Origin of the sequence: Bacillus sp. 0102A (assembly GCF_036765155.1) — a bacterium.
GTDB classification, from domain to species: Bacteria; Bacillota; Bacilli; order Bacillales; family Bacillaceae; genus Bacillus; species Bacillus subtilis_G.
This window is the reverse complement of sequence record NZ_JBAIZW010000001.1, coordinates 1-25,917: the sequence shown is the minus strand read 5'-3', so window position 1 is coordinate 25,917 and position 25,917 is coordinate 1. Positions and strand designations below refer to the sequence as shown.

26 protein-coding genes, 1 other RNA gene and 1 riboswitch are annotated in these 25,917 nt (G+C 43.7%); of the genes, 24 read left to right on the top strand and 3 right to left on the bottom strand.

Annotated elements, in window-relative coordinates; genetic code table 11:
- Window positions 1-53: 53 nt before the first annotated feature.
- The 8 genes from mrfA to V6D41_RS00100 all read left to right on the top strand — a co-directional run bounded on the left by mrfA (window position 54) and on the right by V6D41_RS00100 (window position 6,811).
- On the top strand, window positions 54-2,303 hold the full coding sequence (gene mrfA / locus V6D41_RS00135; RefSeq protein ID WP_333516892.1) for an ATP-dependent helicase MrfA: 2,250 nt from the start codon (window positions 54-56) through the stop codon (window positions 2,301-2,303).
- 16 nt (window positions 2,304-2,319) lie between these two features.
- The gene (locus tag V6D41_RS00130; protein WP_333516891.1) at window positions 2,320-3,561 is read left to right on the top strand and encodes a ribonuclease H-like domain-containing protein; all 1,242 of its coding nucleotides are present in this window, start codon (window positions 2,320-2,322) and stop codon (window positions 3,559-3,561) included.
- Between the two features lie 100 nt (window positions 3,562-3,661).
- Complete coding sequence (locus V6D41_RS00125) at window positions 3,662-3,790, top strand: hypothetical protein (protein ID WP_003230707.1); 129 nt, start codon at window positions 3,662-3,664, stop codon at window positions 3,788-3,790.
- An 83-nt stretch (window positions 3,791-3,873) separates the two neighbouring features.
- On the top strand, window positions 3,874-4,098 hold the full coding sequence (cotD, locus tag V6D41_RS00120; protein ID WP_087990497.1) for a spore coat protein CotD: 225 nt from the start codon (window positions 3,874-3,876) through the stop codon (window positions 4,096-4,098).
- Window positions 4,099-4,186: 88 nt separating this feature from the next.
- Window positions 4,187-4,732: a DUF1273 domain-containing protein gene (locus V6D41_RS00115; protein WP_333516890.1), complete on the top strand. Its 546-nt coding sequence runs from the start codon at window positions 4,187-4,189 to the stop codon at window positions 4,730-4,732.
- A 77-nt stretch (window positions 4,733-4,809) separates the two neighbouring features.
- Window positions 4,810-5,106, top strand: a complete 297-nt coding sequence (gpsB, locus tag V6D41_RS00110; protein WP_003225629.1) for a cell division regulator GpsB — start codon at window positions 4,810-4,812, stop codon at window positions 5,104-5,106.
- A 65-nt stretch (window positions 5,107-5,171) separates the two neighbouring features.
- An RNA gene (gene rnpB, locus V6D41_RS00105) (RNase P RNA component class B) lies at window positions 5,172-5,553 on the top strand.
- A 100-nt stretch (window positions 5,554-5,653) separates the two neighbouring features.
- A complete protein-coding gene (locus V6D41_RS00100; RefSeq protein WP_333516889.1) occupies window positions 5,654-6,811 on the top strand; it encodes a THUMP domain-containing class I SAM-dependent RNA methyltransferase in 1,158 nt (385 codons plus the stop codon).
- A 52-nt stretch (window positions 6,812-6,863) separates the two neighbouring features.
- On the opposite strand, the gene V6D41_RS00095 is transcribed toward V6D41_RS00100, so the two are convergent.
- On the bottom strand, window positions 6,864-7,016 hold the full coding sequence (locus tag V6D41_RS00095) for a YpzG family protein (RefSeq protein ID WP_010327933.1): 153 nt from the start codon (window positions 7,014-7,016) through the stop codon (window positions 6,864-6,866).
- A 163-nt stretch (window positions 7,017-7,179) separates the two neighbouring features.
- Here V6D41_RS00095 and V6D41_RS00090 point away from each other — a divergent pair, with 163 nt between their 5' ends.
- Window positions 7,180-7,371 (top strand): hypothetical protein, encoded by a 192-nt coding sequence (locus V6D41_RS00090; RefSeq protein WP_148961925.1) that lies wholly within the window; start codon window positions 7,180-7,182, stop codon window positions 7,369-7,371.
- Between the two features lie 103 nt (window positions 7,372-7,474).
- The gene (locus V6D41_RS00085; RefSeq protein ID WP_333516888.1) at window positions 7,475-9,400 is read left to right on the top strand and encodes an ATP-dependent DNA helicase; all 1,926 of its coding nucleotides are present in this window, start codon (window positions 7,475-7,477) and stop codon (window positions 9,398-9,400) included.
- Between the two features lie 43 nt (window positions 9,401-9,443).
- On the opposite strand, the gene kduD is transcribed toward V6D41_RS00085, so the two are convergent.
- On the bottom strand, window positions 9,444-10,208 hold the full coding sequence (gene kduD / locus V6D41_RS00080; RefSeq protein ID WP_333516887.1) for a 2-dehydro-3-deoxy-D-gluconate 5-dehydrogenase KduD: 765 nt from the start codon (window positions 10,206-10,208) through the stop codon (window positions 9,444-9,446).
- A 1-nt stretch (window position 10,209) separates the two neighbouring features.
- Entirely contained in the window at window positions 10,210-11,037 is an 828-nt protein-coding gene (gene kduI, locus V6D41_RS00075) for a 5-dehydro-4-deoxy-D-glucuronate isomerase (protein WP_333516886.1), read from the bottom strand.
- 222 nt (window positions 11,038-11,259) lie between these two features.
- On the opposite strand from kduI, the gene kdgR reads away from it, so the two are divergent.
- The 14 genes from kdgR (at window position 11,260) to exnP (ending at window position 25,886) form a co-directional block, all read left to right on the top strand.
- Window positions 11,260-12,279: a pectin utilization transcriptional regulator KdgR gene (gene kdgR / locus V6D41_RS00070; RefSeq protein WP_333516885.1), complete on the top strand. Its 1,020-nt coding sequence runs from the start codon at window positions 11,260-11,262 to the stop codon at window positions 12,277-12,279.
- A 37-nt stretch (window positions 12,280-12,316) separates the two neighbouring features.
- A complete protein-coding gene (gene kdgK / locus V6D41_RS00065; RefSeq protein WP_333516884.1) occupies window positions 12,317-13,291 on the top strand; it encodes a 2-dehydro-3-deoxygluconokinase in 975 nt (324 codons plus the stop codon).
- Window position 13,292: 1 nt separating this feature from the next.
- On the top strand, window positions 13,293-13,883 hold the full coding sequence (gene eda / locus V6D41_RS00060) for a bifunctional 4-hydroxy-2-oxoglutarate aldolase/2-dehydro-3-deoxy-phosphogluconate aldolase (protein WP_333516883.1): 591 nt from the start codon (window positions 13,293-13,295) through the stop codon (window positions 13,881-13,883).
- A 41-nt stretch (window positions 13,884-13,924) separates the two neighbouring features.
- A complete protein-coding gene (gene kdgT / locus V6D41_RS00055; RefSeq protein ID WP_333516882.1) occupies window positions 13,925-14,917 on the top strand; it encodes a 2-keto-3-deoxygluconate transporter in 993 nt (330 codons plus the stop codon).
- 112 nt (window positions 14,918-15,029) lie between these two features.
- Window positions 15,030-16,535 (top strand): carboxypeptidase, encoded by a 1,506-nt coding sequence (gene ypwA, locus V6D41_RS00050; protein ID WP_333516881.1) that lies wholly within the window; start codon window positions 15,030-15,032, stop codon window positions 16,533-16,535.
- Between the two features lie 140 nt (window positions 16,536-16,675).
- A riboswitch (purine riboswitch) is annotated at window positions 16,676-16,775 on the top strand.
- 90 nt (window positions 16,776-16,865) lie between these two features.
- Entirely contained in the window at window positions 16,866-17,450 is a 585-nt protein-coding gene (xpt, locus tag V6D41_RS00045; RefSeq protein ID WP_333516880.1) for a xanthine phosphoribosyltransferase, read from the top strand.
- Window positions 17,447-18,763 carry a xanthine permease PbuX gene (pbuX, locus tag V6D41_RS00040; RefSeq protein ID WP_333516879.1) on the top strand — a complete coding sequence of 439 codons (1,317 nt, stop codon included), beginning with the start codon at window positions 17,447-17,449 and terminating at the stop codon, window positions 18,761-18,763. The genes xpt and pbuX overlap by 4 nt, the downstream gene beginning before the upstream one ends.
- Window positions 18,764-18,835: 72 nt before the next feature.
- The gene (locus V6D41_RS00035; protein WP_333516878.1) at window positions 18,836-19,933 is read left to right on the top strand and encodes a type III polyketide synthase; all 1,098 of its coding nucleotides are present in this window, start codon (window positions 18,836-18,838) and stop codon (window positions 19,931-19,933) included.
- A gap of 3 nt (window positions 19,934-19,936) precedes the next feature.
- On the top strand, window positions 19,937-20,443 hold the full coding sequence (locus V6D41_RS00030) for an isoprenylcysteine carboxyl methyltransferase family protein (protein WP_333516877.1): 507 nt from the start codon (window positions 19,937-19,939) through the stop codon (window positions 20,441-20,443).
- Between the two features lie 70 nt (window positions 20,444-20,513).
- Window positions 20,514-20,603, top strand: coding sequence for a Fur-regulated basic protein FbpC (gene fbpC, locus V6D41_RS00025; protein ID WP_141113371.1), 90 nt, complete (start codon window positions 20,514-20,516; stop codon window positions 20,601-20,603).
- 173 nt (window positions 20,604-20,776) lie between these two features.
- Window positions 20,777-24,355, top strand: coding sequence for a dynamin family protein (locus tag V6D41_RS00020; RefSeq protein ID WP_333516876.1), 3,579 nt, complete (start codon window positions 20,777-20,779; stop codon window positions 24,353-24,355).
- Between the two features lie 64 nt (window positions 24,356-24,419).
- Window positions 24,420-24,677 carry a YpbS family protein gene (locus V6D41_RS00015; RefSeq protein WP_289347565.1) on the top strand — a complete coding sequence of 86 codons (258 nt, stop codon included), beginning with the start codon at window positions 24,420-24,422 and terminating at the stop codon, window positions 24,675-24,677.
- Between the two features lie 73 nt (window positions 24,678-24,750).
- Window positions 24,751-24,897 (top strand): hypothetical protein, encoded by a 147-nt coding sequence (locus V6D41_RS00010; RefSeq protein WP_003230761.1) that lies wholly within the window; start codon window positions 24,751-24,753, stop codon window positions 24,895-24,897.
- Window positions 24,898-24,995: 98 nt separating this feature from the next.
- Entirely contained in the window at window positions 24,996-25,886 is an 891-nt protein-coding gene (gene exnP, locus V6D41_RS00005) for a 5'-3' exonuclease ExnP (RefSeq protein ID WP_333516875.1), read from the top strand.
- The last annotated feature ends 31 nt before the right edge of the window (window positions 25,887-25,917 follow it).

Below are 25,917 nucleotides of genomic sequence, written 5' to 3'. Positions count from 1 at the left end.
TAGCCATGCAAACAAATATTCGGTAAACTGTATTTGACAAAGAGGTGTAAAGAATGAAAAGGAAATCACTGACTGAGCTCATTTCTGAGTTAAAAGGAAATGAAAACGTTGTGAATTGGCATGAAATTGAGCCTCGTGAAGCAAGAACAAGGCCGGTGCCTGAAAGTATAGACGAAAGAATAAAAGCAGCCCTTTCGAAAAGGGGCATTAATGAACTATATACCCACCAATATTCCGCTTTTCAATATGTGCAAAAAGGAGAAAGCATCGTTACCGTAACGCCAACCGCATCAGGAAAAACATTATGCTATAACCTCCCAGTGTTGCAGTCCATCGCCCGCGACGAAACAAATCGGGCGCTATATTTATTTCCGACTAAAGCGCTGGCTCAAGACCAAAAGAGCGAGCTAAATGAAATCATTGATGAAATGGGCATTGATATTAAAAGCTTTACATATGACGGGGATACGTCTCCGGCAATCAGGCAAAAGGTGAGAAAAGCAGGCCATATTGTCATTACAAACCCCGATATGCTTCATTCTGCCATTCTTCCGCATCATACGAAATGGGTCAGTTTGTTTGAAAACCTTAAGTATATCGTCATCGATGAGCTTCATACGTATCGCGGTGTGTTCGGGAGCCATGTGGCGAATGTGATCCGGCGGCTGAAGCGAATCTGCCGGTTTTACGGAAGTGATCCGGTTTTTATTTGTACTTCCGCAACGATTGCCAACCCGAAGGAATTGGGGGAGCAGCTGACGGGAAAACCGATGCGGCTGGTTGATGACAACGGAGCCCCGAGCGGACGGAAACACTTTGTGTTTTATAATCCGCCAATTGTGAACAAACCGCTGAATATTAGAAAAAGCGCAACAGCAGAAGTGAATGAACTGGCGAAAGAGTTCCTGAAAAACAAAGTGCAGACCATTGTTTTTGCCAGAAGCAGAGTCCGGGTGGAAATTATTTTAAGCCATATTCAGGAGCTTGTGAAAAAAGAGATTGGGACAAAGTCAATCAGAGGCTATCGGGGAGGCTATCTTCCAAAAGAGCGAAGAGAAATCGAAAGAGGTCTGAGAGAAGGCGAGATTTTAGGAGTGGTCAGTACGAATGCCTTAGAGCTTGGTGTTGATATCGGCCAGCTGCAAGTGTGTGTGATGACGGGTTATCCTGGAAGTGTGGCAAGTGCATGGCAGCAGGCGGGACGAGCCGGCAGAAGGCACGGTGAGTCTTTGATTATCATGGTCGCCAACTCAACGCCGATTGACCAATATATTGTGCGGCATCCCGAATACTTCTTTAACCGTTCGCCGGAATCTGCAAGAATCAATCCGGAGAATTTGATTATTTTAGTAGACCATTTAAAGTGTGCGGCTTATGAGCTTCCTTTTAGAGCTGATGAAGAGTTTGGGCCGATGGATGTAAGTGATATTCTTGAGTACCTTCAGGAAGAGGCCGTTCTTCACCGCAACGGCGAACGGTATCATTGGGCGAGTGAATCGTTCCCCGCATCAAATATCAGTTTACGTTCCGCTTCACAAGAAAATGTCGTCATTGTTGATCAGTCAGATATTGCAAATGTGCGGATTATCGGTGAAATGGATCGTTTTAGCGCGATGACGCTTTTACATGATGAAGCGATTTATTTGCATGAAGGGACGCAATATCAAGTAGAGAAGCTTGATTGGGACCATAAAAAGGCTTATGTCAGAAACGTCGATGTCGAGTATTACACGGATGCTAATCTGGCAGTTCAGCTGAAAGTATTAGAAGTTGATAAAACGAACGAAAAAAGCAGTATGTCATTGCACTATGGTGACGTCACTGTCAATGCTCTGCCGACCATTTTTAAAAAAATTAAAATGACCACCTTTGAAAATATTGGCTCAGGCCCTATTCATTTGCCGGAAGAAGAACTGCATACAAGTGCAGCTTGGCTCGAAATCAAAACAGCAGACGAAGATATCGGGGAAAAGACGCTGGAACAGCTCCTTCTTGGCATCTCGAATGTGCTGCAGCATATTGTCCCTGTGTATATCATGTGTGATCGAAACGATGTGCATGTCGTTTCTCAAATTAAAGCGGCCCATACCGGATTGCCGACCATCTTTTTGTACGATCATTATCCGGGCGGTATCGGTTTGGCGGAGGAAGTCTACAAACGTTTTTCAGACATAAACGAAGCGGCGAAACAGCTTATTAAACAATGTCCTTGTCATGACGGCTGTCCGTCTTGTATAGGTACCGAAATAGAAGGAATAAAAGCAAAGGAAAGAATTTTGCAGCTGCTGAATCAAATGTCGTAAAGGAAGGAGGTCGAGTATGTCATTAAAAGGGAAACTCCAGCGAATGAAAAAGCATATGGTGCTTGATGAAGGGGAATATAAAATAGAAAAAGGCGAACAAGAAAACAAACTCGTTGAGAACCATGCTGAAATTCCATTTTTAGAAGAGTGGGAGGCTTTTGGCATGAAGCCTTTTTTCTTCGAAGATGAGTACTGCCTCATTAGAGAAATAGAATATCCGCTTTCTCACCGGCATGGGTTATACCGTTTTTCTGAACTTGATGAAGTGATTGCATTGTGGAATCAAAGCTGCGTGTCGCATACTTTGTCAGCAAAAGGGTATAACAAAAACAGTCTCTTTTTCTTTGATACGGAAACAACCGGTCTTGGAGGCGGCGCCGCTTTGCTTGGGCATGCGAGAGTATATGAAGACCGAGTGACAGTCAAACAGCATCTCTTGCCCAAGCCGGGGAATGAAGTCGCCTTGTATCAAAGCTTTTTAAGCGAGGTTGACATTACATCACTCGTGACCTACAACGGTAAAGCCTTTGATTGGCCGCAGGTGAAAACAAGGCACACATTGATCCGCGACAGACTTCCGGAACTTCCGGAGTTCGGCCACTTTGACCTGTTGCACGGAGCAAGACGCTTGTGGAAACACAAAATGGACCGCGTATCGCTTGGCACGGTTGAAAAAGAGGAGCTCGGCATCCGCAGGCAAGAAGATACACCGGGCTACTTGGCGCCAATGCTTTACTTTCATTTTATCAAGGCGCAAGAGCCGGATCTTCTAAAAGGTGTTCTGCATCATAATGAAATGGATGTGCTATCGCTCATTTCATTGTACATTCATATGTCTAAAAAAATTCTCTCTGAATCACATGCGCCAAAAGAGCACAGTGAAGCTTATGCGATGGCGAAATGGTTTATGGCCCATAAAGAAACGGATCAAGCGGTCAAACAGCTGGAAAGGCTTAAAGAAAAGCCGTTTGAGGGTCAGGATAGGGCCCGGCTGGATTTATCACTACTGTACAAAAAACAAAACCGGTTAGAGGAGGCAGTGCCGCTTTGGGAAAAGCTGTCCCGTTCCCAAAATCAGAAGTGCAGATACACAGCTGTGATAGAGCTTGCGAAATTTTTTGAGCATAAGAAAAAAGAGTTCGGAAAAGCCCTGCGTATAGCAGAACAATTACTTAGCGATGAGGCGTTTTTATCAGAAAAAGAAGTTGAAAATCTGCATGTGAGAATTGCGCGGCTGAAGAGGAAATATTCCTCTTAAATATTCCCCGGGAAAGCGCATTAGACGACTTCTTTCGCCAAGAATTTTTTTTGCTGGATTCACATCGATTTTGTTGTAGAATACCGGCGAATCCTGTAAAATGACGTTAGTTATTTTTAAAGGGAGAGTTGGTATGTATAAGGGTGTTTTTTATTTGTTCTTTGTCGTTGTTTTTTTGATTGCTTTCGTATTTTCAAACTTTAAAGACAGCTTAATTGCACACTTTTAAAATAGGTCATTGCATCAGAACATGTACCCCCTATTTTTCATAACTTAGTATTGTAATAAAGTTTATGGAAAGGGGATTTAATCATGCATCACTGCAGACCGCACATGATGGCGCCGATTGTCCATCCTACTCATTGCTGTGAAAACCATACGTTTTCAAATACTATCGTGCCGCATATTCACCCACAGCACACAACAAACGTAAATCACCAGCATTTTCAGCACGTTCACTACTTTCCACACACTTTCTCAAACGTTGATACGGCTACACATCAACATTTTCAAGCGAGAAGACCTTTCTTCGACTAGTATGGAAACGTGCAGCTTGATGGTGGAAACAACAGCACATCAAAATGGGGCCCACTGGGGAGCCCCATTTTTTAAAGCAGGTGAAATAATGAAAGTATTGGCAGTAACAGGATACAAGCCATTTGAACTCGGGATTTTTAAACAGGATGACAAAGCGTTGTATTACATAAAAAAAGTCATTAAGAACCGGCTAATTGCTTTTTTAGATGAAGGACTGGAATGGATTTTAATTTCGGGCCAGCTAGGAGCCGAACTCTGGGCGGCTGAAGCTGCCTATGATCTGCAGGAGGAATACCCTGATTTAAAGGTAGCTGTGATTACCCCTTTTTACGATCAGGAAAAGAACTGGAAAGAACCTAATAAAGAGCTTTATGAAGCTGTTCTGACACAGGCTGACTATGAAGAAAGCCTGACTCACAGGCCATATGAAAGCCCGCTTCAGTTTAAACAAAAAAATCAGTTCTTCATTGAGAAATCAGATGCGCTTATGCTTTTATATGATTCGGAAATGGAAGGGTCTCCAAAGTATATGCTTGAGACAGCGGAAAAGCGACGCGAACAGGACGGCTACCCCATTTACTTTATTACAATGGATGACTTGAGAGTGACAGTAGAGGAAGACAGCTACTCATAACAAAGAAAGAGAAATTTGACAACCGTACAGATTTCTGAAAAAATATAGTTGATGATTCACGATACGAGGTGAAAAAGATGCTTGCTGATAAAGTAAAGCTTTCTGCGAAAGAAATTTTGGAAAAAGAATTTAAAACAGGCGTTAGAGGCTACAAGCAAGAAGACGTTGACAAATTTTTAGATATGATTATTAAGGATTATGAAACCTTCCATCAAGAAATTGAAGAACTGCAGCAGGAAAATCTGCAGCTGAAAAAACAGCTTGAAGAAGCCAGCAAAAAACAGCCAGTGCAATCTAACACAACGAACTTTGATATTTTAAAACGGCTGTCTAACTTAGAAAAACATGTTTTTGGCAGCAAACTTTATGATTGATCGTGCTTGAAAAAAATGGCACTTGTAAATTACAATCAGTTGTTATATAATAATTTATGTTCTTAACGTTCGGGTAATCGCTGCAGATCTTGAATCTGTAGAGGAAAGTCCATGCTCGCACGGTGCTGAGATGCCCGTAGTGTTCGTGCCTAGCGAAGTCATAAGCTAGGGCAGCCTTGATAGGCCGACGGCAGGAAAAAAGCCTACGTCCTTTGGATATGGCTGAGTATCCTTGAAAGTGCCACAGTGACGAAGTCTCACTAGAAATGGTGAGAGTGGAACGCGGTAAACCCCTCGAGCGAGAAACCCAAATTTTGGTAGGGGAACCTTCTTAACGGAATTCAACGGAGAGAAGGACAGAATACTTTCTGTAGATAGATGATTGCCGCCTGAGTACGAGGTGATGAGCCGCTTGCAGTACGACGGAACAAAACATGGCTTACAGAACGTTAGACCACTTACATTTAAAATGATGAAAACAAGCTCTCCCGTATAAGGAGAGCTTTTATCTTGAAAAGAGAAAAGCTTTAAAAGACAGGGTGATACGATGAAGAAGTATACACTAATTGCAACGGCGCCGATGGGCATTGAAGCTGTTGTCGCAAAGGAAGTACGAGACTTAGGATACGAATGCAAGGTTGATAACGGAAAAATTATTTTTGAAGGTGATGCGCTTGCCATTTGCCGTGCAAACCTTTGGCTTAGAACAGCCGACCGCATAAAGGTTCAGGTTGCTTCTTTTAAAGCGAAAACATTTGATGAACTGTTTGAAAAAACGAAAGCGATTAACTGGCGCTCATTTATACCTGAAAACGGGAAATTCCCTGTCATTGGAAAATCAGTGAAATCAACACTTGCAAGCGTTCCTGACTGTCAGCGGATCGTCAAAAAAGCAATTGTCGAAAAGCTCAAGGTTCAGTCCGGCAAAGCCAATGACTGGATTGAAGAAACAGGTGCCGAGTATAAGGTCGAAATTTCTTTATTGAAAGATCAGGCGGTTATAACGCTCGATTCCTCAGGGACAGGCCTCCACAAACGAGGATACCGTGTCGATCAGGGCGGCGCGCCGATTAAAGAAACACTTGCTGCCGCTTTAGTTCAACTAACAAATTGGACCCCGAACCGACCGTTTGTTGATCCTTTTTGCGGTTCCGGTACGATTGCGATCGAAGCCGCGTTAATCGGCCAAAACATCGCCCCGGGTTTTAACCGCGATTTTGCCTCGGAGGATTGGGAATGGATCGGCAAAGAGCTGTGGGACAAAGCACGGCTTGAAGTCGAAGAAAAGGCGAATTATGACCAGCCGCTTACCATTTTCGGAAGCGACATAGACCACCGCATGGTGCAAATCGCAAAAGAAAATGCAGAGGAAGCAGGCTTGGGAGATTTAATCGAGTTTAAGCAGATGCAGGTCAAAGACTTCACGACAAATCTGGAGTTTGGGGTAATTGTCGGTAATCCGCCATACGGAGAGCGTCTCGGCGAGAAAAAAGCCGTTGAGCAGATGTACAAAGAAATGGGACAGGCATTCGAACCGCTTGATAGCTGGTCTGTGTATATGCTGACATCAAATGAGAATTTTGAGGAAGCATACGGCAGAAAAGCGACGAAGAAACGAAAGCTCTTTAACGGATTTATTAAAACGGATTATTATCAATACTGGTCAAAAGTAAGGCCGCAGCGCACGAAAACAGAAACCGAATAAAAAGAAGACGCTTTGCATGCGTCTTCTTTCGTCTTTCAGCTATATTCTATCGTTACCAACGGTGCGCTTTCGCGTTGCTTCTCAAAATAATGTTGGTTTGGGACATTTCAGTGTGACCGTTTACTTGAGACTTAGAACGTTTAGGCCGCGTCCAATTGTGGTGAAACAGTTCAGAATGCTGATCTAATCGGTTTCTATAACTCATGCCAACATCACTCCCTGATAGAATATTGTTGATAAGACGGATAATCCGGGTGCCGGAATATCAATTGTAGTTTGCGCATGTTTCGGTGATAACATGCGGGAAGCATGTATATAAAATGAAAAGTTCGCATACAATGATGATTATTTCCATCAGAGGTGATCTCATGCTGAACAGCGAACATTTTAATCTTATTCAAAGGGCGCTTGACGCAACAGCAAACGAGCTAAACGAACTCGGAGCTGATTTGTCTCCGTCCGTGATTTCCCATGCGCAAAACGATTTAGAAAAAGCGGTGGAACATATTTATTCAACAGACCATCCTTTTTTATCTTCGCATGTGATCAATCGAAAGTAAGCTTCAAAAAAACTTGGCAATGCCAAGTTTTTTTATTGTATTCATCAGTGAGAAATGATATTATTGGTGGTCTGAATGTTGAATAGTTGGGGGTTGGAACTAGGTGACAACATCACGTTTGCCTTTTTCTTTAACGAAAACAAAGAATTTTTATGAAGAATTGAACAATTGGATTGGTGACGTGTTTTACGATATCCTTCCCGAAAAAGGGTTTGATCTTCGGGATGAGCAAGTATTTATGGCTTTTCAGCTGGAGCGGGCGTTTAAAGAGAAAAAAGTCATGTTTGCCGAAGCTGGAGTGGGAACGGGGAAAACGCTGGTTTATCTTCTTTTCGCGATCAGCTATGCTAGATATGTCGGCAAACCTGCCATTATCGCTTGTGCTGATGAAACATTAATCGAACAGCTAGTAAAAAAAGAGGGCGATATTTCAAAGCTGGCTGAGCATCTCGATCTGAAAATTGATACAAGGCTGTCGAAGTCACATGAGCAATATTTATGCTTAAAGAAGCTTGAAAAAACGATGCAGCGATCTGATGATGATAAATGGCTGGATCTTTATGAGTCGTTACCGTCATTTGTCCATGAATCACAGGCGATGCAGCGCTTTTATCCGTATGGCGACCGTAAGCAGTACGCTAATCTATCGAATGAAGAATGGTCTGAAGTAAGCTACGACTCGTTTCAGGATTGTCTGACTTGTGATATGAGACACAGATGCGGTTTGACGCTTTCCAGAGATTATTACCGTAAGTCAACCGACTTGATCATTTGTTCCCATGATTTTTATATGGAGCATGTATGGACGGAAGAATCGCGCAAACGAGAGGGCCAGCTGCCGCTCTTGCCTGATCATAGTGCAGTTGTATTTGATGAAGGGCATCTGTTAGAGTTTGCTGCACAAAAAGCATTAACCTACAGAGTGAAGCAGTCTACTCTTGAATTGTTTTTGGAACGTTTGCTTCAAAATGACATCAGAGAAGAGTTTGCTGAACTGATTGAAGATGCGCTTGCTGCAAACGATGAATTTTTCTATGTTCTCTCTGAAGAATCAAAAGAAGTAGCTGGTTCACACCGTTTAGAAATAAAAAATGACCAGCGTGTCAAAAAGGCGGCGGACGAGCTTTGCCGTTTGCTTGATAAAATCGGTGAGGCTCTCGTGTTCGAGTCTGAGATGTACACGATTGATCAATACGAGCTGTCAGTTGTGGAAGAATATGTTGAACAAATGGCGTATTCATTATCTCTATATCAAAAGGATGCGATCAGCTGGCTGGAGAAAAAGGAAGCAGAATCAACCTTTGTTGTCATGCCGAGAACGGTAGCGGAAGTGCTGGGCGAAAAAGTGTTTTCTAAGAAAATTCCTTATATCTTTTCTTCTGCTACGCTGTCAGAAGGCGGTTCGTTTGATTATATTGCTGACAGTCTGGGGATTCACGATTATTTGTCGTTAACCGTTGATTCTCCTTATGATTATGACGAGCAAATGACCGTTAATCTATATGCGAAAACAGATATGACAGCCGAACAAAAAACGGCTGAAACGATTGAAACGATCAAGCGTTATAAAGGCAGAACGCTGATGCTTTTCCCTTCTTTTGAGGAATTAAACGAGTTTAAGCAGCTGTCGGCGGCTTGGGAGCTGCCGTATCCGATTTACTTTGAAGGCGATGAGGAAATCAGCGGCTTAGTGGAGAAATTCCAAGAGAAAGAGGAAACCGTACTATGTTCGGTTCACTTATGGGAAGGACTCGATATTCCCGGTGACGCATTAAAGAATGTGACCATTTGGTCATTGCCATTCCCGCCTCATGATCCTGTATTTACAGCGAAACGCAACGGGGCAAAAAAAAATCCGTTCGAAGAAGTTGATCTGCCATATATGTTATTACGCGTGCGGCAGGGCATCGGGCGTCTGATCCGTTCGAATCAAGACAGCGGCTCGATCCACATTTACGCTGGCGGAGAAAATGAACAAATCATTGATGAAGTCAAAAAGGTTTTGCCTGTTGAACCGAAAATGATGTAATAGAAAAAAGCTGACGATCGTATTCGTCAGCTTTTTTATTTTGTCAGCGGGCCAGCCAGCCGCCGTCAACGGCCAAAATATGCCCATTTACATAATCTGAAGCGTGGGATGCCAGAAAGACTGCTGTCCCGCCGATATCATCCGCTTTGCCCCAGCGGCCGGCGGGAATTCTCTTTAAAATCTCTTCATTTCGTTTTTCATCATCGCGTATAGGCTGTGTATTGGCGGTAGAAATATAACCAGGGGCGATAGCGTTAACCTGAACGCCGGACGCTGCCCACTCATTTGCAAATGATTTAGTTAAACCGGCAACCGCGTGTTTGCTCGCCGTATATGCAGGAACGAGAATACCTCCTTGAAAAGACAGAAGGGAGGCGATGTTAATAACCTTTCCATAACCTCTGTTCAGCATGTGTCTGCCTGCCAGCTGTGTCAGAATAAACAAGCTGTTTAGATTGACATTCAGTACGTGATGCCAGTTCTCTTCTGCGAAATGTTCCGCTTTTTCCCGGTGAATAATGCCGGCATTATTGATAAGGATGTCGATTTGGCGGCTTTCAAACAGCTCAGCTGCAGAATCCTTTATCGCTTCCGGCTTGCTCATGTCCAATGTAAAAGATGTAAAGGTACGGCCTTCCTGTTCCACAAGCTGTTGTGTTTCAGTCAGGCTGCTTTTATGTGATGTGCCGATAATATCGGCGCCAGCCCCCGCCAGCGCTTTGGCAATTCCTTGACCGATCCCTGTTCCCGGGCCTGTCACCAGCGCTGTTTTTCCTTCTAATGAAAAGGTATCATGTAGATAACTCATCTTATTTCAGCCCATCCATCGGGACGGCATCCATGTCCGTAAATGTGTAATTTTCTCCAGCCATCGCCCACACAAAGCTGTAGTTCGAAGTTCCTGCGCCAGAGTGAATAGACCAGGCAGGAGAAAGGACAGCCTGTTCATTTCCGACAACAAGATGGCGCGTTTCATCCGGCTGGCCCATGAAGTGAAACACCTTCGAATCTTTCTCAAGATCAAGATAAAGGTAAGCCTCCATCCGGCGGTCATGGACGTGGGCCGGCATGGTATTCCAGTTGTTGTTTGGTTCAAGCATCGTAATTCCCATCATAAGCTGACAGCTTTTAATGCCATCTTGATGAATGACTTTGTACAGACTTCTGACATTAGAGGCTGCCTCATCGCCAAGGCGGTCCGGTGTCAGTTCGGAAAGAGCGGCTTTTTGTGTCGGATAGCTTTGATGAGCACAAGCGGAGACGAAGTAAAACTTAGCTTTGCCTCCGTTCAGGCTTGTAAACGTTACATCCTGATTGCCCATTCCGATATAAAGAAAATCCTTTGTTTGAAGCACATATTCATCATCACCAACCCTGACAGCGCCAGGCTGGCCAACATTAATAATCCCGATTTCACGCCGTTCCAAAAAGAAGTCTGTTTTAAGGAAATCTCCGGCATCAAGCTTCAGTTCACTTTGCCCCGGAGCTGCTCCGCCGATGACAACCCGGTCTTCGTGTGAGTAATACATCGTAAGTTTGTTTTCCGTAAACAAAGTATCCATTAAGAAATGACTGCGAAGCTCATCTGTTGTAAAGCGTTTGACTTGTTCAGGGTGTACAGAATAACGATTTTCCATTGTGTTTCCCCCTTGATTAAAATTTCAGCATCACTTGAATGAAAATATTTTGGTAACGGTTTCAAAGAAAATTTTAGGATAAATAGTGAAAGGAGTCAATGTTAAAATTGTTAATCGGCACATTTTTGAAAAAACTCTTTCCGAATTTTAAAAATATGGTATTCTTGTGTTGTAACGGTTTTGGGATCGGTTTCAAATATAAGATGATACAGGAGCACTTGAATGAAAAAGAAAACAACAGGCCATACGACTATCAAAGATGTAGCTGAATGTGCAGGAGTTTCGAAATCGACAGTTTCCCGCTATATCAACGGAAAAATTGATGCGATTTCTCCTGAAAAAGTGAAAAACATTAAAAAGGCAATCGCAGAATTGAATTATCGGCCAAGTAAAATGGCACAGGGTTTAAAAATAAAAAAAAGCAAATTAATCGGATTTGTTGTAGCTGACATTACAAATCCTTTTTCAGTCGCAGCTTTCAGGGGAGTCGAAGAGGTTTGTGATCAATACGGCTACAGCATTATGGTGTGCAACACAGATAATAGTCCTGAAAAAGAGCGGGAAATGCTCCTAAAGCTTGAAGCCCATTCGGTTGAAGGGCTGATTTTAAACGCAACGGGAGAAAACAAGGATGTACTGCACACCTTTGCAGAGCAGCAAATTCCCACGATATTAATTGACCGGAAACTTCCGGATCTGAAACTGGATACGGTAACAACTGACAACAGAAGGATCACAAAAGAGATACTTCAGAAGATTTACAGCAAAGGATACACTGATGTCGCACTGTTTAGCGAACCGATTTCATCTATCAGCCCTCGTGCAGAAAGAGCAGCTGTGTACAAGGAAATGGCTTCGGCTCAAAATGTGAACGGGCTTGTAAGAATGTATGAAATTGACGTAAAAAACAAGGAGCAGCTTAAGGCGGCGCTTCGTTCTTTTCACAAGGAGATGCCGGAGCAAAAAAAAGCGATTCTGGCCTTGAACGGCCTAATTATGCTGAAAATCATCAGCTGTATGGAAGAGCTCGGCCTGCTCATCCCTCAAGATATAGGGATTGCAGGGTTCGATGATACTGAATGGTATAAACTGATCGGTCCGGGCATTACAACGATCGCCCAGCCGTCACATGATATGGGTAGGACGGCGATGGAACGTGTATTAAAAAGGATTGAAGGTGACAAGGGAGCGCCTCAAACCATTGAATTAGAGGCGGAAGTCATCATGAGACAGTCACTTTAATCCTAGATGCCCTCAACTGAAGAGGAGGTTGGGAGAGATGAAGCTTGATGCGGTGACATTTGGGGAATCGATGGCCATGTTTTATGCAAATGAGTACGGAGGCCTTCATGAAGTATCCACTTTTTCTAAAGGGCTGGCCGGAGCAGAAAGCAATGTCGCTTGCGGCCTGGCCAGACTTGGATTTCAGGTGGGATGGATGAGCAAGATCGGCAATGATCAGCTCGGAACATTTATTTTACAGGAGCTTAAAAAAGAGGGAGTGGATGTGTCCCGCGTAATCCGCTCGCAGGACGGAAATCCCACCGGCCTGCTGCTGAAGTCAAAAGTGAAAGAAGGCGATCCGCAAGTTTCCTATTACAGGAAACACTCAGCTGCAAGCACTCTAACGACTGCTGAATATCCGAGAGATTATTTTCAATGCGCGGGCCATTTGCATGTGACAGGTATTCCCCCAGCCTTATCCGCTGAAATGAAAGACTTTTCCTACCACGTGATGAAGGATTTGAAACATGCTGGGAAAACGGTATCCTTAGATCCCAATTTAAGGCCTTCGCTTTGGCCTGATCAAGCAACGATGGCCCAAACGATCAATGATCTGGCGGGGCTTGCAGATTGGTTTTTCCCGGGAATCGCAGAGGGGGAGCTGTTGACCGGAGAAAAAACACCTGAAGGTATTGCTGATTATTATCTGAAAAAAGGTGTCAGCTTTGTTGCTATTAAACTCGGAAAAGAAGGCGCTTACTTTAAAACATGGGAAAGTGAAGGATTTGCAGAAGGCTTCCGGGTTGAACAGGTGGTTGATACGGTCGGTGCCGGAGACGGATTTGCAGTCGGTGTGATCAGCGGCATCCTTGACGGTTTGCCGTACAAGGATGCGGTTCAAAGAGGAAATGCGATTGGCGCTTTGCAAGTGCAGGCACCGGGGGATATGGACGGCCTGCCGACCAGGGAGAAATTAGCTGCGTTTTTATCTGCTCAAAGAACGGTTTACCAAAAGAAAGGGGATTATTAATATGGAGTCCAAAAACGTTGAAAACCGTCTGAATGAAGCAAGGCTGATTGCAGTCATTCGATCCAAGGATAAACAGGGGGCCTGTCAGCAGATTGAGAGCTTACTAGATAAAGGGGTTCGTGCAGTTGAAGTGACTTATACGACGCCCGGGGCATCGAATATTATCAAATCATTCCGTGACAGAGAAGATATCTTAATCGGCGCGGGCACAGTCATCACTGCGCAGCAAGCGGGAGAAGCTGCCGAGGCTGGTGCGCAATTTATTGTCAGTCCGGGTTTTTCACCTGACCTCGCTGAACATCTTTCGTTTTGGAAGACACATTATATCCCCGGTGTTTTGACACCAAGCGAAATTATGGAAGCGCTGACATCCGGTTATACTACATTAAAGCTGTTCCCAAGCGGTGTGTTTGGCATCCCGTTTATGAAAAATTTAGCAGGCCCTTTCCCGCAGGTGACCTTTATTCCAACAGGCGGGATACATCCGTCTGAAGTGCCGGATTGGCTCAAGGCCGGAGCAGGCGCCGTTGGTGTCGGCAGCCAGCTGGACAGCTGTTCAAAAGAGGATTTGCAGGCTGTTTTCCAAGTGTAAGGGTATTGTTTTTTCATAACCGGAGATGGGAGAATCCACATATGAAAATCAAAGCGACAATTGAACGGGTACCTGGAGGAATGATGATTATTCCGCTGTTTCTGGGAGCGGCGCTCAATACGTTTGCGCCTGAAACAGCGGAGTTCTTTGGAGGGTTTACGGGTGCTTTGATTACCGGAACGCTGCCGATACTGGGTGTTTTTATCTTTTGTGTAGGGGCGACGATTGATTTTCGTTCTTCAGGCTATATTGCAAGGAAAGGAATCACATTATTATTGGGGAAGATCGGATTTGCGGCACTTCTCGGCGTGATCGCAGCACAATTTATTCCTGATAATGGCATACAATCCGGTTTTTTTGCAGGGCTTTCTGTTTTAGCAATTGTTGCGGTGATGAATGAAACGAACGGCGGCCTGTATTTGGCGCTCATGAACCATTTGGGAAGAAAAGAGGATGCGGGGGCTTTCGCGTTTATCAGTACAGAATCAGGGCCTTTTATGACCATGGTGACGTTTGGTGTAACGGGGCTTGCGGCATTCCCGTGGGAAACGCTGGCAGCGACGGTCATCCCGTTTTTGCTCGGCTGTATACTTGGAAATCTTGATCATGAGCTCAGAGATTTATTCAGCAAGGTTGTGCCGGCGATCATCCCGTTTTTTGCCTTTTCGCTCGGCAATACTTTGAATTTTGGAATGCTGATCCAATCAGGGCTGCTTGGGATTTTTATTGGTGTTTCTGTCGTCATTTTATCGGGCAGCTCCTTGTTTTTGCTTGATCGTTTTGTCGCGCGGGGAGACGGTGTCGCCGGCGTGGCTGCTTCTTCTACGGCGGGTGCGGCTGTAGCCGTGCCGTACGCATTAGCGGAAGCGAATGCTTCGTTTGCGCCAGTTGCCGAATCAGCAACTGCTATCATAGCGACAAGCGTGATTGTCACCTCGTTGCTAACCCCGCTGGCAACAGTGTGGGTGGATAAAAAAATTAATAAAAAAAAGCGGAAAACACCGCCGCCAAAAAATCAAATAACGATCAACTAAACATAGAAGGCTGCCGTCATAAATACCGGCAGCCTCTTATATAAACAATTTGACTTTCATACACCCTTCCATTAGCCTGTAATGGAACGGCTAGAATAGGGAGGGAATGGTTATGGAGATACATACATATAAAAAAGAATTTTTTGATCTTTTAAAAAGGATCGCCCATTATAGCGAAGCAGTTGCGTTAATGCACTGGGACTCCAGAACAGGTGCGCCAAAAAACGGCTCAGAGGATCGTGCCGAAAGTATCGGCCAGCTTTCAACAGATATATTTAATATCCAGACATCAGATCGGATGAAGGAGCTTATTGATGCCCTGTATGAACGATTTGATGACTTAGCTGTAGATACGAAAAAGGCAGTGGAGCTGGCGAAAAAAGAGTATGAAGAAAATAAAAAAATCCCTGAGGCTGAATACAAGGAATACGTGATTCTATGTTCAAAGGCAGAAACCGCGTGGGAAGAAGCGAAAGGAAAATCTGATTTTAGCTTGTTTTCTCCTTATTTAGGGCAGCTGATTGAATTCAATAAACGTTTTATTACATATTGGGGTTATCAAGAGCATCCTTATGATGCACTGCTTGATTTGTTTGAACCGGGTGTCACGGTAAAGGTGCTTGATCAGCTGTTTGCTGAGCTCAAAGAAGCGATTATTCCACTTGTTAAACAAGTGACAGCTTCCGGAAATAAACCGGATACAAGCTTTATTTCAAAAGCGTTCCCTAAAGAAAAACAAAAAGAGCTCAGCTTGTATTTTTTGCAGGAGCTTGGCTACGATTTTGATGGGGGACGGCTTGATGAAACGGTTCATCCGTTTGCGACCACGATGAATCGCGGAGACGTCCGGGTTACGACGAGATATGATGAAAAAGATTTCCGTACGGCGATTTTTGGCACCATTCATGAGTGCGGTCACGCCATATACGAGCAAAATATTGACGAAGCACTGAGCGGCACGAACTTGTCAGATGGCGCATCAATGGGAATCCATGAATCACAATCATTATTTTACGAGAATTTTATCGGCCGTAACAAGCATTTTTGGACACCGTACTATAAGAAGATTCAAGAAGCATCACCTGAACAGTTCAAGGACATTTCTCTGGATGATTTTGTCCGGGCAATCAACGAATCAAAGCCTTCATTCATCAGGGTTGAAGCGGATGAATTGACGTATCCTCTTCATATTATCATCCGTTATGAAATTGAAAAAGCGATTTTCAGCAATGAAGTGTCTGTGGAAGAACTGCCATCGCTTTGGAATCAAAAATACCAAGATTATTTAGGGATTACACCGCAGACGGACGCAGAGGGGATTTTACAGGATGTCCATTGGGCAGGAGGAGATTTTGGCTACTTCCCATCCTATGCGCTCGGCTACATGTATGCGGCCCAGCTGAAACAAAAAATGCTTGAGGATCTTCCTGAATTTGACACCCTCTTGGAAAGAGGGGAATTCCATCCGATTAAACAATGGCTGACGGAAAAGGTGCACATTCACGGAAAACGGAAAAAGCCGTTAGAGATTATTAAAGATGCAACTGGGGAAGAATTGAATGTACGCTATTTGATTGAATATTTGTCAAACAAATATTCAAATCTCTATCTGTCGTAATCAAAAGCCTGGCGGCGCGGCCGTCAGGCTTTTTACGATCAAAAAACTTAAAAGACGAATGATTAAACAGAAAATAAAAATAAAGTTCGGGAATTTCGCTTTTTTGTCTATGCAAGAGATTAGAATCTTGATATAATTTATTATAATATCATAGGAACACTCATATAATCGCGTGGATATGGCACGCAAGTTTCTACCGGGCACCATAAATGTCCGACTATGAGTGAGCAATGAGACCGCATGTGTACGGTTTTTTGTTATATCAGCATTGCTTGCTCTTTTTTTGAGCGGGCAATGCTTTTTTTATTCTCATAACGGAGGTAAGACAGAATGGAAGCACTGAAACGGAAAATAAAGGAAGAAGGCGTCGTATTATCTGATCAGGTATTGAAAGTGGATTCTTTTTTGAATCACCAAATCGACCCGCTGCTTATGCAGAAAATCGGTGACGAATTTGCAGCGAGATTTGCAAAAGACGGTATTACTAAAATTGTGACAATCGAATCATCCGGAATCGCTCCCGCTGTGATGACAGGCTTGCAGCTGGGTGTGCCGGTTGTCTTCGCCAGAAAGCATCAATCTTTAACACTCACTGATAACTTGCTGACAGCGTCTGTATATTCCTTTACGAAGCAAACAGAAAGCCAAATCGCAGTATCAGGAACCCACCTGTCGGATCAGGATCATGTGCTGATTATCGATGATTTTCTGGCAAATGGACAAGCGGCGCACGGGCTCGTGTCGATTGTGAAGCAGGCGGGAGCTTCTATTGGGGGGCTTGGCATTGTCATTGAAAAGTCATTTCAACAAGGGAGAGTAGAACTAGTGAACCTTGGCTACAGAGTGGAATCTTTGGCAAGAATTCAATCTTTAGAAGAAGGAAAAGTGTCCTTCGTACAGGAGGTTCATTCATGAAAAACGGATTCGGCAAAACGCTGTCTTTAGGAATACAGCATGTGCTCGCCATGTATGCCGGTGCCATTGTTGTTCCGCTGATTGTCGGAAAAGCAATGGGGCTGACTGTCGAACAGTTGACCTACTTAGTATCGATTGATATTTTTATGTGCGGTGTGGCTACACTTTTGCAAGTATGGAGCAACCGATTTTTCGGAATCGGGCTTCCGGTTGTGCTTGGCTGTACATTTACGGCTGTATCGCCGATGATTGCGATTGGATCTGAATACGGGGTTTCCGCGGTTTACGGAAGTATTATCGCTTCAGGTATTCTTGTCATTCTGATTTCATTTTTCTTTGGAAAGCTGGTATCGTTTTTTCCGCCGGTCGTGACAGGCTCAGTTGTTACGATTATCGGTATTACCCTTATGCCGGTAGCCATGAATAACATGGCCGGGGGAGAAGGAAGTGCAGATTTCGGAGATCTTTCCAATCTTGCACTCGCCTTTATCGTTTTGGGTGTCATTGTGCTTTTATACCGTTTTACGAAAGGCTTTATCAAATCCATCTCGATTTTGATCGGTATTTTGATCGGGACTTTCATCGCTTATTTTATGGGGAAAGTTCAATTTGATAACGTATCGGACGCGGCAGTTGTTCAAATGATTCAGCCGTTTTACTTCGGAGCGCCGTCTTTTCACGCAGCGCCTATCATTACGATGACCATCGTGGCCATTGTCAGTCTTGTAGAATCAACTGGTGTTTACTTTGCTTTAGGTGATTTAACGAACCGCAGTCTGACAGAGAAAGATTTGTCTAAAGGCTATCGCGCTGAAGGACTGGCTGTGCTGCTGGGCGGTATTTTTAACGCTTTTCCTTACACGGCATTCTCTCAAAATGTCGGACTTGTGCAGCTTACAGGAATTAAGAAAAATGCCGTAATTGTTGTCACGGGTGTGATCTTAATGGCATTTGGGCTGTTTCCGAAGATCGCTGCTTTCACGACCATCATTCCATCTGCTGTTCTGGGCGGGGCAATGGTGGCGATGTTTGGGATGGTGATCGCTTACGGAATCAAAATGCTCAGCCGCATTGATTTTGCAAAACAAGAAAATCTGCTGATTGTTGCCTGCTCAGTGGGTCTGGGTCTTGGTGTGACAGTTGTGCCGGATATTTTTAAGCAGCTTCCGAGTGCCTTAACGCTTCTTACAACAAACGGCATTGTCGCCGGCAGCTTTACTGCAGTAGTCTTGAATATTATATATAACGTATTTTCTAAAGCCAAAAAAACAGAACAAAAAGCTGATATCACTGAGCGAAAAACAGCAGTCTAAACTCCGCCGCGGCGGAGTTTTTTGCATATAAAAAGGATGGTTGCGGCACAATGTATGCAAAGAGGTGATCACATGGCGTTTATTTTATCCGTCGGAACAAGTCTTCCTGCGTACGATGTAAACCAAGAGAAAGCGGCTGAGTTCGCCCGCTACATGTTTCAGCATTCCTTTAAAGATATTGACCGGCTGTTAACCTCCTTTAAAAACGGGCAAATTCAATCGAGACAATTTGTCAAGACGATTGAATGGTATAAAGAAGGCCACAGCTTCGAAGAAAAAAATCAAATATACATAGAAGAAACACTTAAACACAGCAGAGAAGCGGTGAGAGAGTGCCTCTCTCATCCTGCGTTTTTTCAAGATGCCATTCCTTATGAGAAGGTGGATGCTGTTTTTTTCGTCTCCAGCACGGGTCTTTCCACACCGAGCATCGAGGCGCGGCTCATGAATGAACTTCCGTTTTCTCCATATACGAAGCGAATTCCGCTCTGGGGTCTCGGCTGTGCAGGAGGAGCCAGCGGACTAGCGCGCGCAGCCGAATACTGTACAGCATACCCTGAGGCTTTTGTGCTTGTCATTGCTGCTGAGCTGTGCAGCCTGACATTCCAGCCGGAAGATAAAACGAAAAGCAATCTGATCGGCACCTCACTTTTTGGGGACGGCATTGCGGCAGCATTATTATGCGGAGAGAATGCGGACCGCACGATGTCGAAACTAAAACTTGTGCCGAGGATAACGGATTCCCAATCCGTTTTAATGAAACAATCAGAAGATGTCATGGGCTGGGAATTTACTGATCAAGGTTTCAAAGTCATTTTCTCAAGAGATATTCCGACTTTGGTGGAAAAATGGCTCAAAACAAATGTACAGATTTTTTTGGACAAACATCAGCTGTTATTCAGTGATATCAGTGTTTTTTTAGCACATCCTGGCGGAAAAAAGGTGATTGATGCATACATCGAAAGTCTTGAACTGACAGCAGAAAAGCTTTTATCTGCACAAAGCGTATTGCAAAAGCACGGAAATATGTCTTCAGCCACAATATTGTATGTGATCAAAGAGCATCTGCTGAACGGGCATAAAAACGAAGCAGAACGGGGACTGATTGGCGCATTAGGGCCGGGATTTTCGTCAGAGCTGCTGTTATTCAGCTGGGAAAAGGGGGCTTGACTCATGTTTTGGTTGTTGATCGCTATTCTCATTGCTCAAAGAGCAGCTGAAATGGCAGTAGCCAGACAAAATGAACAAAAGGTAAAGAAACAAGGGGCGATCGAATTCGGTGAGAGCCACTATCCGTATATCATCATCATGCATATCCTTTTTTTCCTGTCTTTAACTGCAGAAGTGCTGCTGATGAACAAACAGCCGTCAAGCTGGTGGATCGGTATCGCTGCGGCTATTTTAAGCGTGCAGGCAGTACGGTATTGGGCACTTTGTTCCTTAGGAGCATATTGGAATACGAAAATCCTTGTCGTTCCAGGTGCTGAGCTTGTAAAAAAAGGCCCTTACAAATGGATGAAGCATCCAAACTATACCGTTGTTATACTAGAAATTTTATTGATTCCGCTGCTGTATCAAGCGTACGTCACCATGTGTGTGTTTTCCATTGTCAATGCCGTGTTGTTAACCGTCAGAATTCGTGCAGAAGACAAAGCATTAGAGGAATTCAGTATAAAATAGAGATTGAAAATCATTCTCACCCGTGTTAAAATGAATTTGAAAAAGATTCTCAATCAGGATGGTGAAGCAAATGACAATGCTGTTTTTGCTTGGGGCGGTTTGTACATATAGTGTATTAATTGGTTTTGTATTAAAAGGAATCTCTAATAGATCTGTTTAATGAATCTGGAACTTGTCAAAGTTGCAGATTTTCTTTTATAGAAGCTGCCGTAATGGCGGCTTTTTTTCTATTCTCTTAAAGAAATTTGGCTCATTTTTGTGTAAAATGAAAGGGAATGTATTCAGATCTTTCGAAAGATTCACAAGTGAAACGGCACAAAGGGGTTCAGAATTATGACAGAATATAACAGAGAAGAGCTTTTGCACAAAACTGGGGAACTTTATAAGCAATTTATCGAGAATCAAGATGAACAAAGAGCTGCTAAACTAGCTGCGGTCATGAACAAAGCGGCTGATGAAGAGGTTTATATCGCGTTTACCGGGCACTATTCGGCAGGTAAATCCTCACTGCTGAACTGCTTGTTAATGGAGAATATATTGCCCACAAGCCCGATTCCGACAAGCGCTAACCTTGTTGTGATCAGAAACGGGGAAAAGCGTGTTCGGCTTCATACAACAGATGGAGCATGTGCTGAGCTGGAGGGGGCTTATCGGAAAGACAAGGTGCAGCAATATTGCAAAGATGGGGAGCAGATTGAAAGCGTTGAAATTTTTGATCGATATACTGACATCGATGCCGGGGTTGCGTACATTGATACCCCTGGGATTGACTCAACAGATGATGCGCATTTTCTGTCGGCAGCGTCTATTCTCCATCAGGCGGATGCGCTGTTTTACGTCGTTCACTATAATCACGTACACGCTGAGGAAAATGTAAAGTTTCTCAGGTCGATAAGAGAAAGCATTCCCGATGTGTATTTTATCGTTAATCAAATTGACCGCCATGATGAGGCGGAAACGCGTTTTGAAGATTATAAAGCGCAGGTAGAGGAGATGCTTTGCAATGAAGGCATTTCAAAGGACGCGCTCTATTTTACGTCAGTGACAGAACCAAACCATCCGTTCAATCAGATTGGGGCTCTAAGAGAAGAATTAAAAAGAATAGAACAGCAATCAAAAAGCAATCTCCAGCCTTTAACAGAACAAAAAGTCCGCAATCTGCTTAACGAACATACGGAGATGCTTTTAAAAGACGAAACAGATGGTCCCAGCTTTACTGAACAGCTTAACACACAAGCTGAACTGGTCCAATCGCTGCGTGATCAATTGGATGAGACGGCAAAGCAAGCGACCGAGGCAGAAAACAGGATGCTGGAAGAAGTCAATCGCATTTTAAAGAACGCCAACCTGACGCCTTTTGAAATGCGTGAACTGGCAACTGCATTTTTAGAATCGCGAGAGCCGTCCTTTAAAACCGGTTTTTTCTTTTCGAAAGCAAAAACTGCACAGGAAAGAGATAGAAGAAGAAATGCTTTTTTCTCTGATGTGTCAAAACGAACAGAGGCCGAAGCGGATTGGCACATAATAGACACGTTCCATCAACTCGCCAAGGCATTTCATGTTCATACAGCTGAAAGTGAAAAGCTGATACAGGCCTATTCCACGCCGCTTGAAGCTGACATCATAGAACGCGCGGTTAAGCATGGTGCAGCTTTTTCTTCTGAATATGTATTGCAATATACAAAAGATTTGGCAGAGCTCATCCGCAAAGAGGCGAAAAGAGAAGCGGCAGACATCATAAAGGCGCTTACTGCGATGGTGAAAGAGAGTGTTTCCAAAGACTTGGAAACGATCAATGACCGGCTCATTCATGAATCAGAAAAACTTGCCATTCTTCAAGAACAGGACCGTTTAGAGAATAATGCCCGCGAGAAAGCCAATCGCATGCGGGCCATTTGGGAAGAGGAATCCGCATGTCCAATGCACATAAACACCGACTGGTTTAAAACGAAGAAAAAAACAGTGGCGGCTCCGGAACAGAAACGAAACCAAAGTCAACAGACACGGCAGCGAAATGTAAAACCAGAAATAATGGAGCAAGAACTGCCGCTTCACGACCAGATCAAACGCTTTCACATATTGTCTGACCTTTTAGGCGAAATTAGCATGCTGTCAAAGCAAATCTCAGCCTTTCGGGAAAGGATTAAAAGGCTTGAGGAACAGAAATTTACACTTGCGCTTTTTGGAGGATTCAGCTCTGGGAAATCATCATTTGCAAATGCGCTTGTCGGCGAAAGGGTGCTTCCGTCCTCACCAACGCCAACCACAGCCACAATTAACAAAATCACAAAACCAACCAATGGCAACATCAATAAAACAGCGGATGTGGTCTTTAAGACGGAGGCTGACATAACGTCAGACATTTTGCAGCTTACCGGAATACAAAAAGAGCCAACAGGCAGTTCTTTTACAGAGAAGTGGGAAAAGGCAGCCAAAAAAAGCCGGCTGCAGGAAGAACACATCAAATTGATCAATAACTTCTTGCTTGCATACGAAAAGCATCAGCCATATATACAGGAACAAAAGAAGTTAACGATTCCGCTGTCTGAATTAAAGCCGTATGTGGCAGAGGAGACAACGGCCTGCGCTGTGAAAGAGGTAACGGTTTATTATACGTGCCCGCTCACTGAAAAAGGGATTACAATCGTTGATACGCCCGGTGCAAGCAGCATGAATAAACGGCATACAGAGCTGGCGTTCCAATATATTAAAGATGCCGATGCATTTTTTTATATAACCTATTATCAGCACTCCTTCTCGAAAGGGGACCGTTCATTTTTGCGAAAGCTTGGTCTGGTAAAAGAATCGCTCAGTATGGATAAAATGTTTTTCATTATTAATGCAGCAGACCTTGCGAAAGATAAAACAGAGCTTGAAACAGTGAACGATTATGTCAGCGCAGAGCTTGTAAAAGAAGGAATTCATGATCCTCGGCTCTTTACCGTATCAAGCAAGGAGGAACTGCTCGGAAAGCCGGAATCATTTTATAACCAGTTCCCGAACGTCAGAAAACATTTAGACTGTTTTATCGAAGTGGATGTGAAAAAAACGTCAGCTGCACAGCTCAGTTCGGAAGCAGAGAAATTATGCGAAACTGTTTTCCAGCTTCACCAGTCCCAGCATCAATCAAAGGAAGAAAAGGAAGCGCAGAAACAGCGCCTTATGCTGTCATTTGAGCGGACAGCAGCTGAGATCGAGAAACGGAGGAACTCGGAAACCATCATTGAGAAAGTAAAAAAAGACACCAAAGAGCAGCTTTATCACATTACACAGCGATTATCCTTTTTTGCCAATGATCTATTAAAATCGGCATTTCATCCCGGGCTTCAGAATGGAGATTGGAAAAAGAACGTCGCTAAGGCGATGAAAACCGCCTTACATGAATATCAGTTTGAATATGTTCAGGAAATTAAAACGCTTGATGTTCGCATGAGCGGTTTCATCGAGCGGCATATTGCCGAAGAATGGCTGGAAAGCTTTCAAAAAACATTAAATGAAGATGGTTATTTTTCCATGTATGCGGGTGATCAGCATTTCAACGGTATACAGCTGAAGGAGGTTGAACCGGATTTAGATGAACGCGCCTTCGAGCAGGAACAAAAAGAAGTCAAATCACCGAAGCAGTTTTTTGAACAGAAAGGAAAAGCGGCCTTCATCGAAGCTGTACGGATGAAACTCGCGAAAATCACAGAGGCTTGGGTGAGAAATGAAGAAGAAAGCCTTATCACTCATTACACAGATCATCTCAGTCGCTTACAGGAAGAGATGGCTGTAAAAGCAATGGAACAAATAAAGGATCAAAAAGATACGTATGTAGAAGGATATGCGGAAGGGGAACATGCGAAAGAGATTGAAAAGGCATACCAAGCGTGCATCTCTTGGCAAAGATCAGACCATACAATAAAAATGTAAAATTCAGTTGGATTGTATTTCAAGTCATGATAGACTAAATAGAAAAAAGCGAGATGAAGTATTCATGTCAGAGGTACATAAAGCAATTTCAGCACATTCATCAAAACAGCACGAGCATATCAAAACATTTATGCGTCTTGAAAACATGCGTGAAATGGCCATTGAAGAAGCGGTTTCAAAATGCAAAAACGATGAGCCTTTTACTACAGACGCGATTAATGAAGTTACCGAGCAAATGAATCAGCTTGCCAAACAGGGCATCGTGCCGACAAGACGCCTTGTATCAAAAGAAATGGTCAGAGAATACGTAAGCCGTATGTAAGCTGGATGATCCTGTCGCGAGTGAATCCCATGTAAAAGCATATACTATATGTATCCGACGTAAGGGGGGATTCATGTTGGGCAGAACAAAGCTGGGAAACAGAAACGCACAGGCGAATAACAATGCCAAAAAGAAAAATGGATTTCAAACCCATTTTGACTCTTACGCAGGACGCGAAGCTGAAAAGCTGATCGCCAGCAACAAAAGACACAACGACTGATGATACACAAAACAGTATCTCTAATCGAAGAGATGCTGTTTTTTATTTGCACTGCTTTATGGTAAAATAGAAGGAATGAAAGAAAAGGGAGTTATCTTATGAATCATAATAAACTATTGCTTGTTGACGGCATGGCTCTGTTATTTCGGGCGTTTTTTGCCACGGCCGTGCACCGCAACTTTATGATAAATGACAGCGGGGTGCCGACGAACGGTGTCAACGGATTTTTAAAGCACTTGATTACAGCGGTGGAAACATTCCAGCCGACACACGTCGTCTGCTGTTGGGACATGGGAAGCAAAACGTACCGAAATGACTTGTTCCAAGATTATAAGGCGAACCGCAACGCACCGCCTGTGGAGCTGATCCCGCAGTTTGATTTGGCAAAGGAAGCGGCCGCTGAGCTTGGTATCATGAATATTGGCTTTGCCGGGTATGAAGCGGATGATTGTATCGGAACACTTGCCGCTTTGTATGCGAATGAAGCTGACATTACGATCGTAACAGGAGACAGAGATTTACTTCAGCTGTTAACGGATGAAGTGAGTGTGGCCCTGCTCCAGAAAGGAATCGGAAATTATAAAGTTTATACAAAAGAGACTTTTTATGAAGAAACAGGCGTTCTTCCGAAAGCTTTGATTGATATTAAAGCGCTTATGGGTGATTCGAGTGATAACTATCCCGGCGTTAAAGGAATTGGAGAAAAAACAGCTTATAAACTGATTCGTGAATACGAAACGATTGACCGTTTATTAGAAAATCTTTCTCTTCTTCCCAAGGGGCAGCAGGGGAAAATTCAGCAAGGTTTGAGCGATTTGGAGATGTCGAGGAAGCTTGCGGAAATTCATTGCTCGGTGCCGCTGGCCTGCACGCTGAAAGACGCTCTATTTACACTGCAAATGGAGCAGGCGGCTGACATGCTTCGCCGCCACCAAATCAAAGGAATTGAACGTATGCTTGAAAAGCTGAACGCTAGAGAGATCGTGTAGATCTTCTCTAGCGTTTTGTATTGCTTTTTTT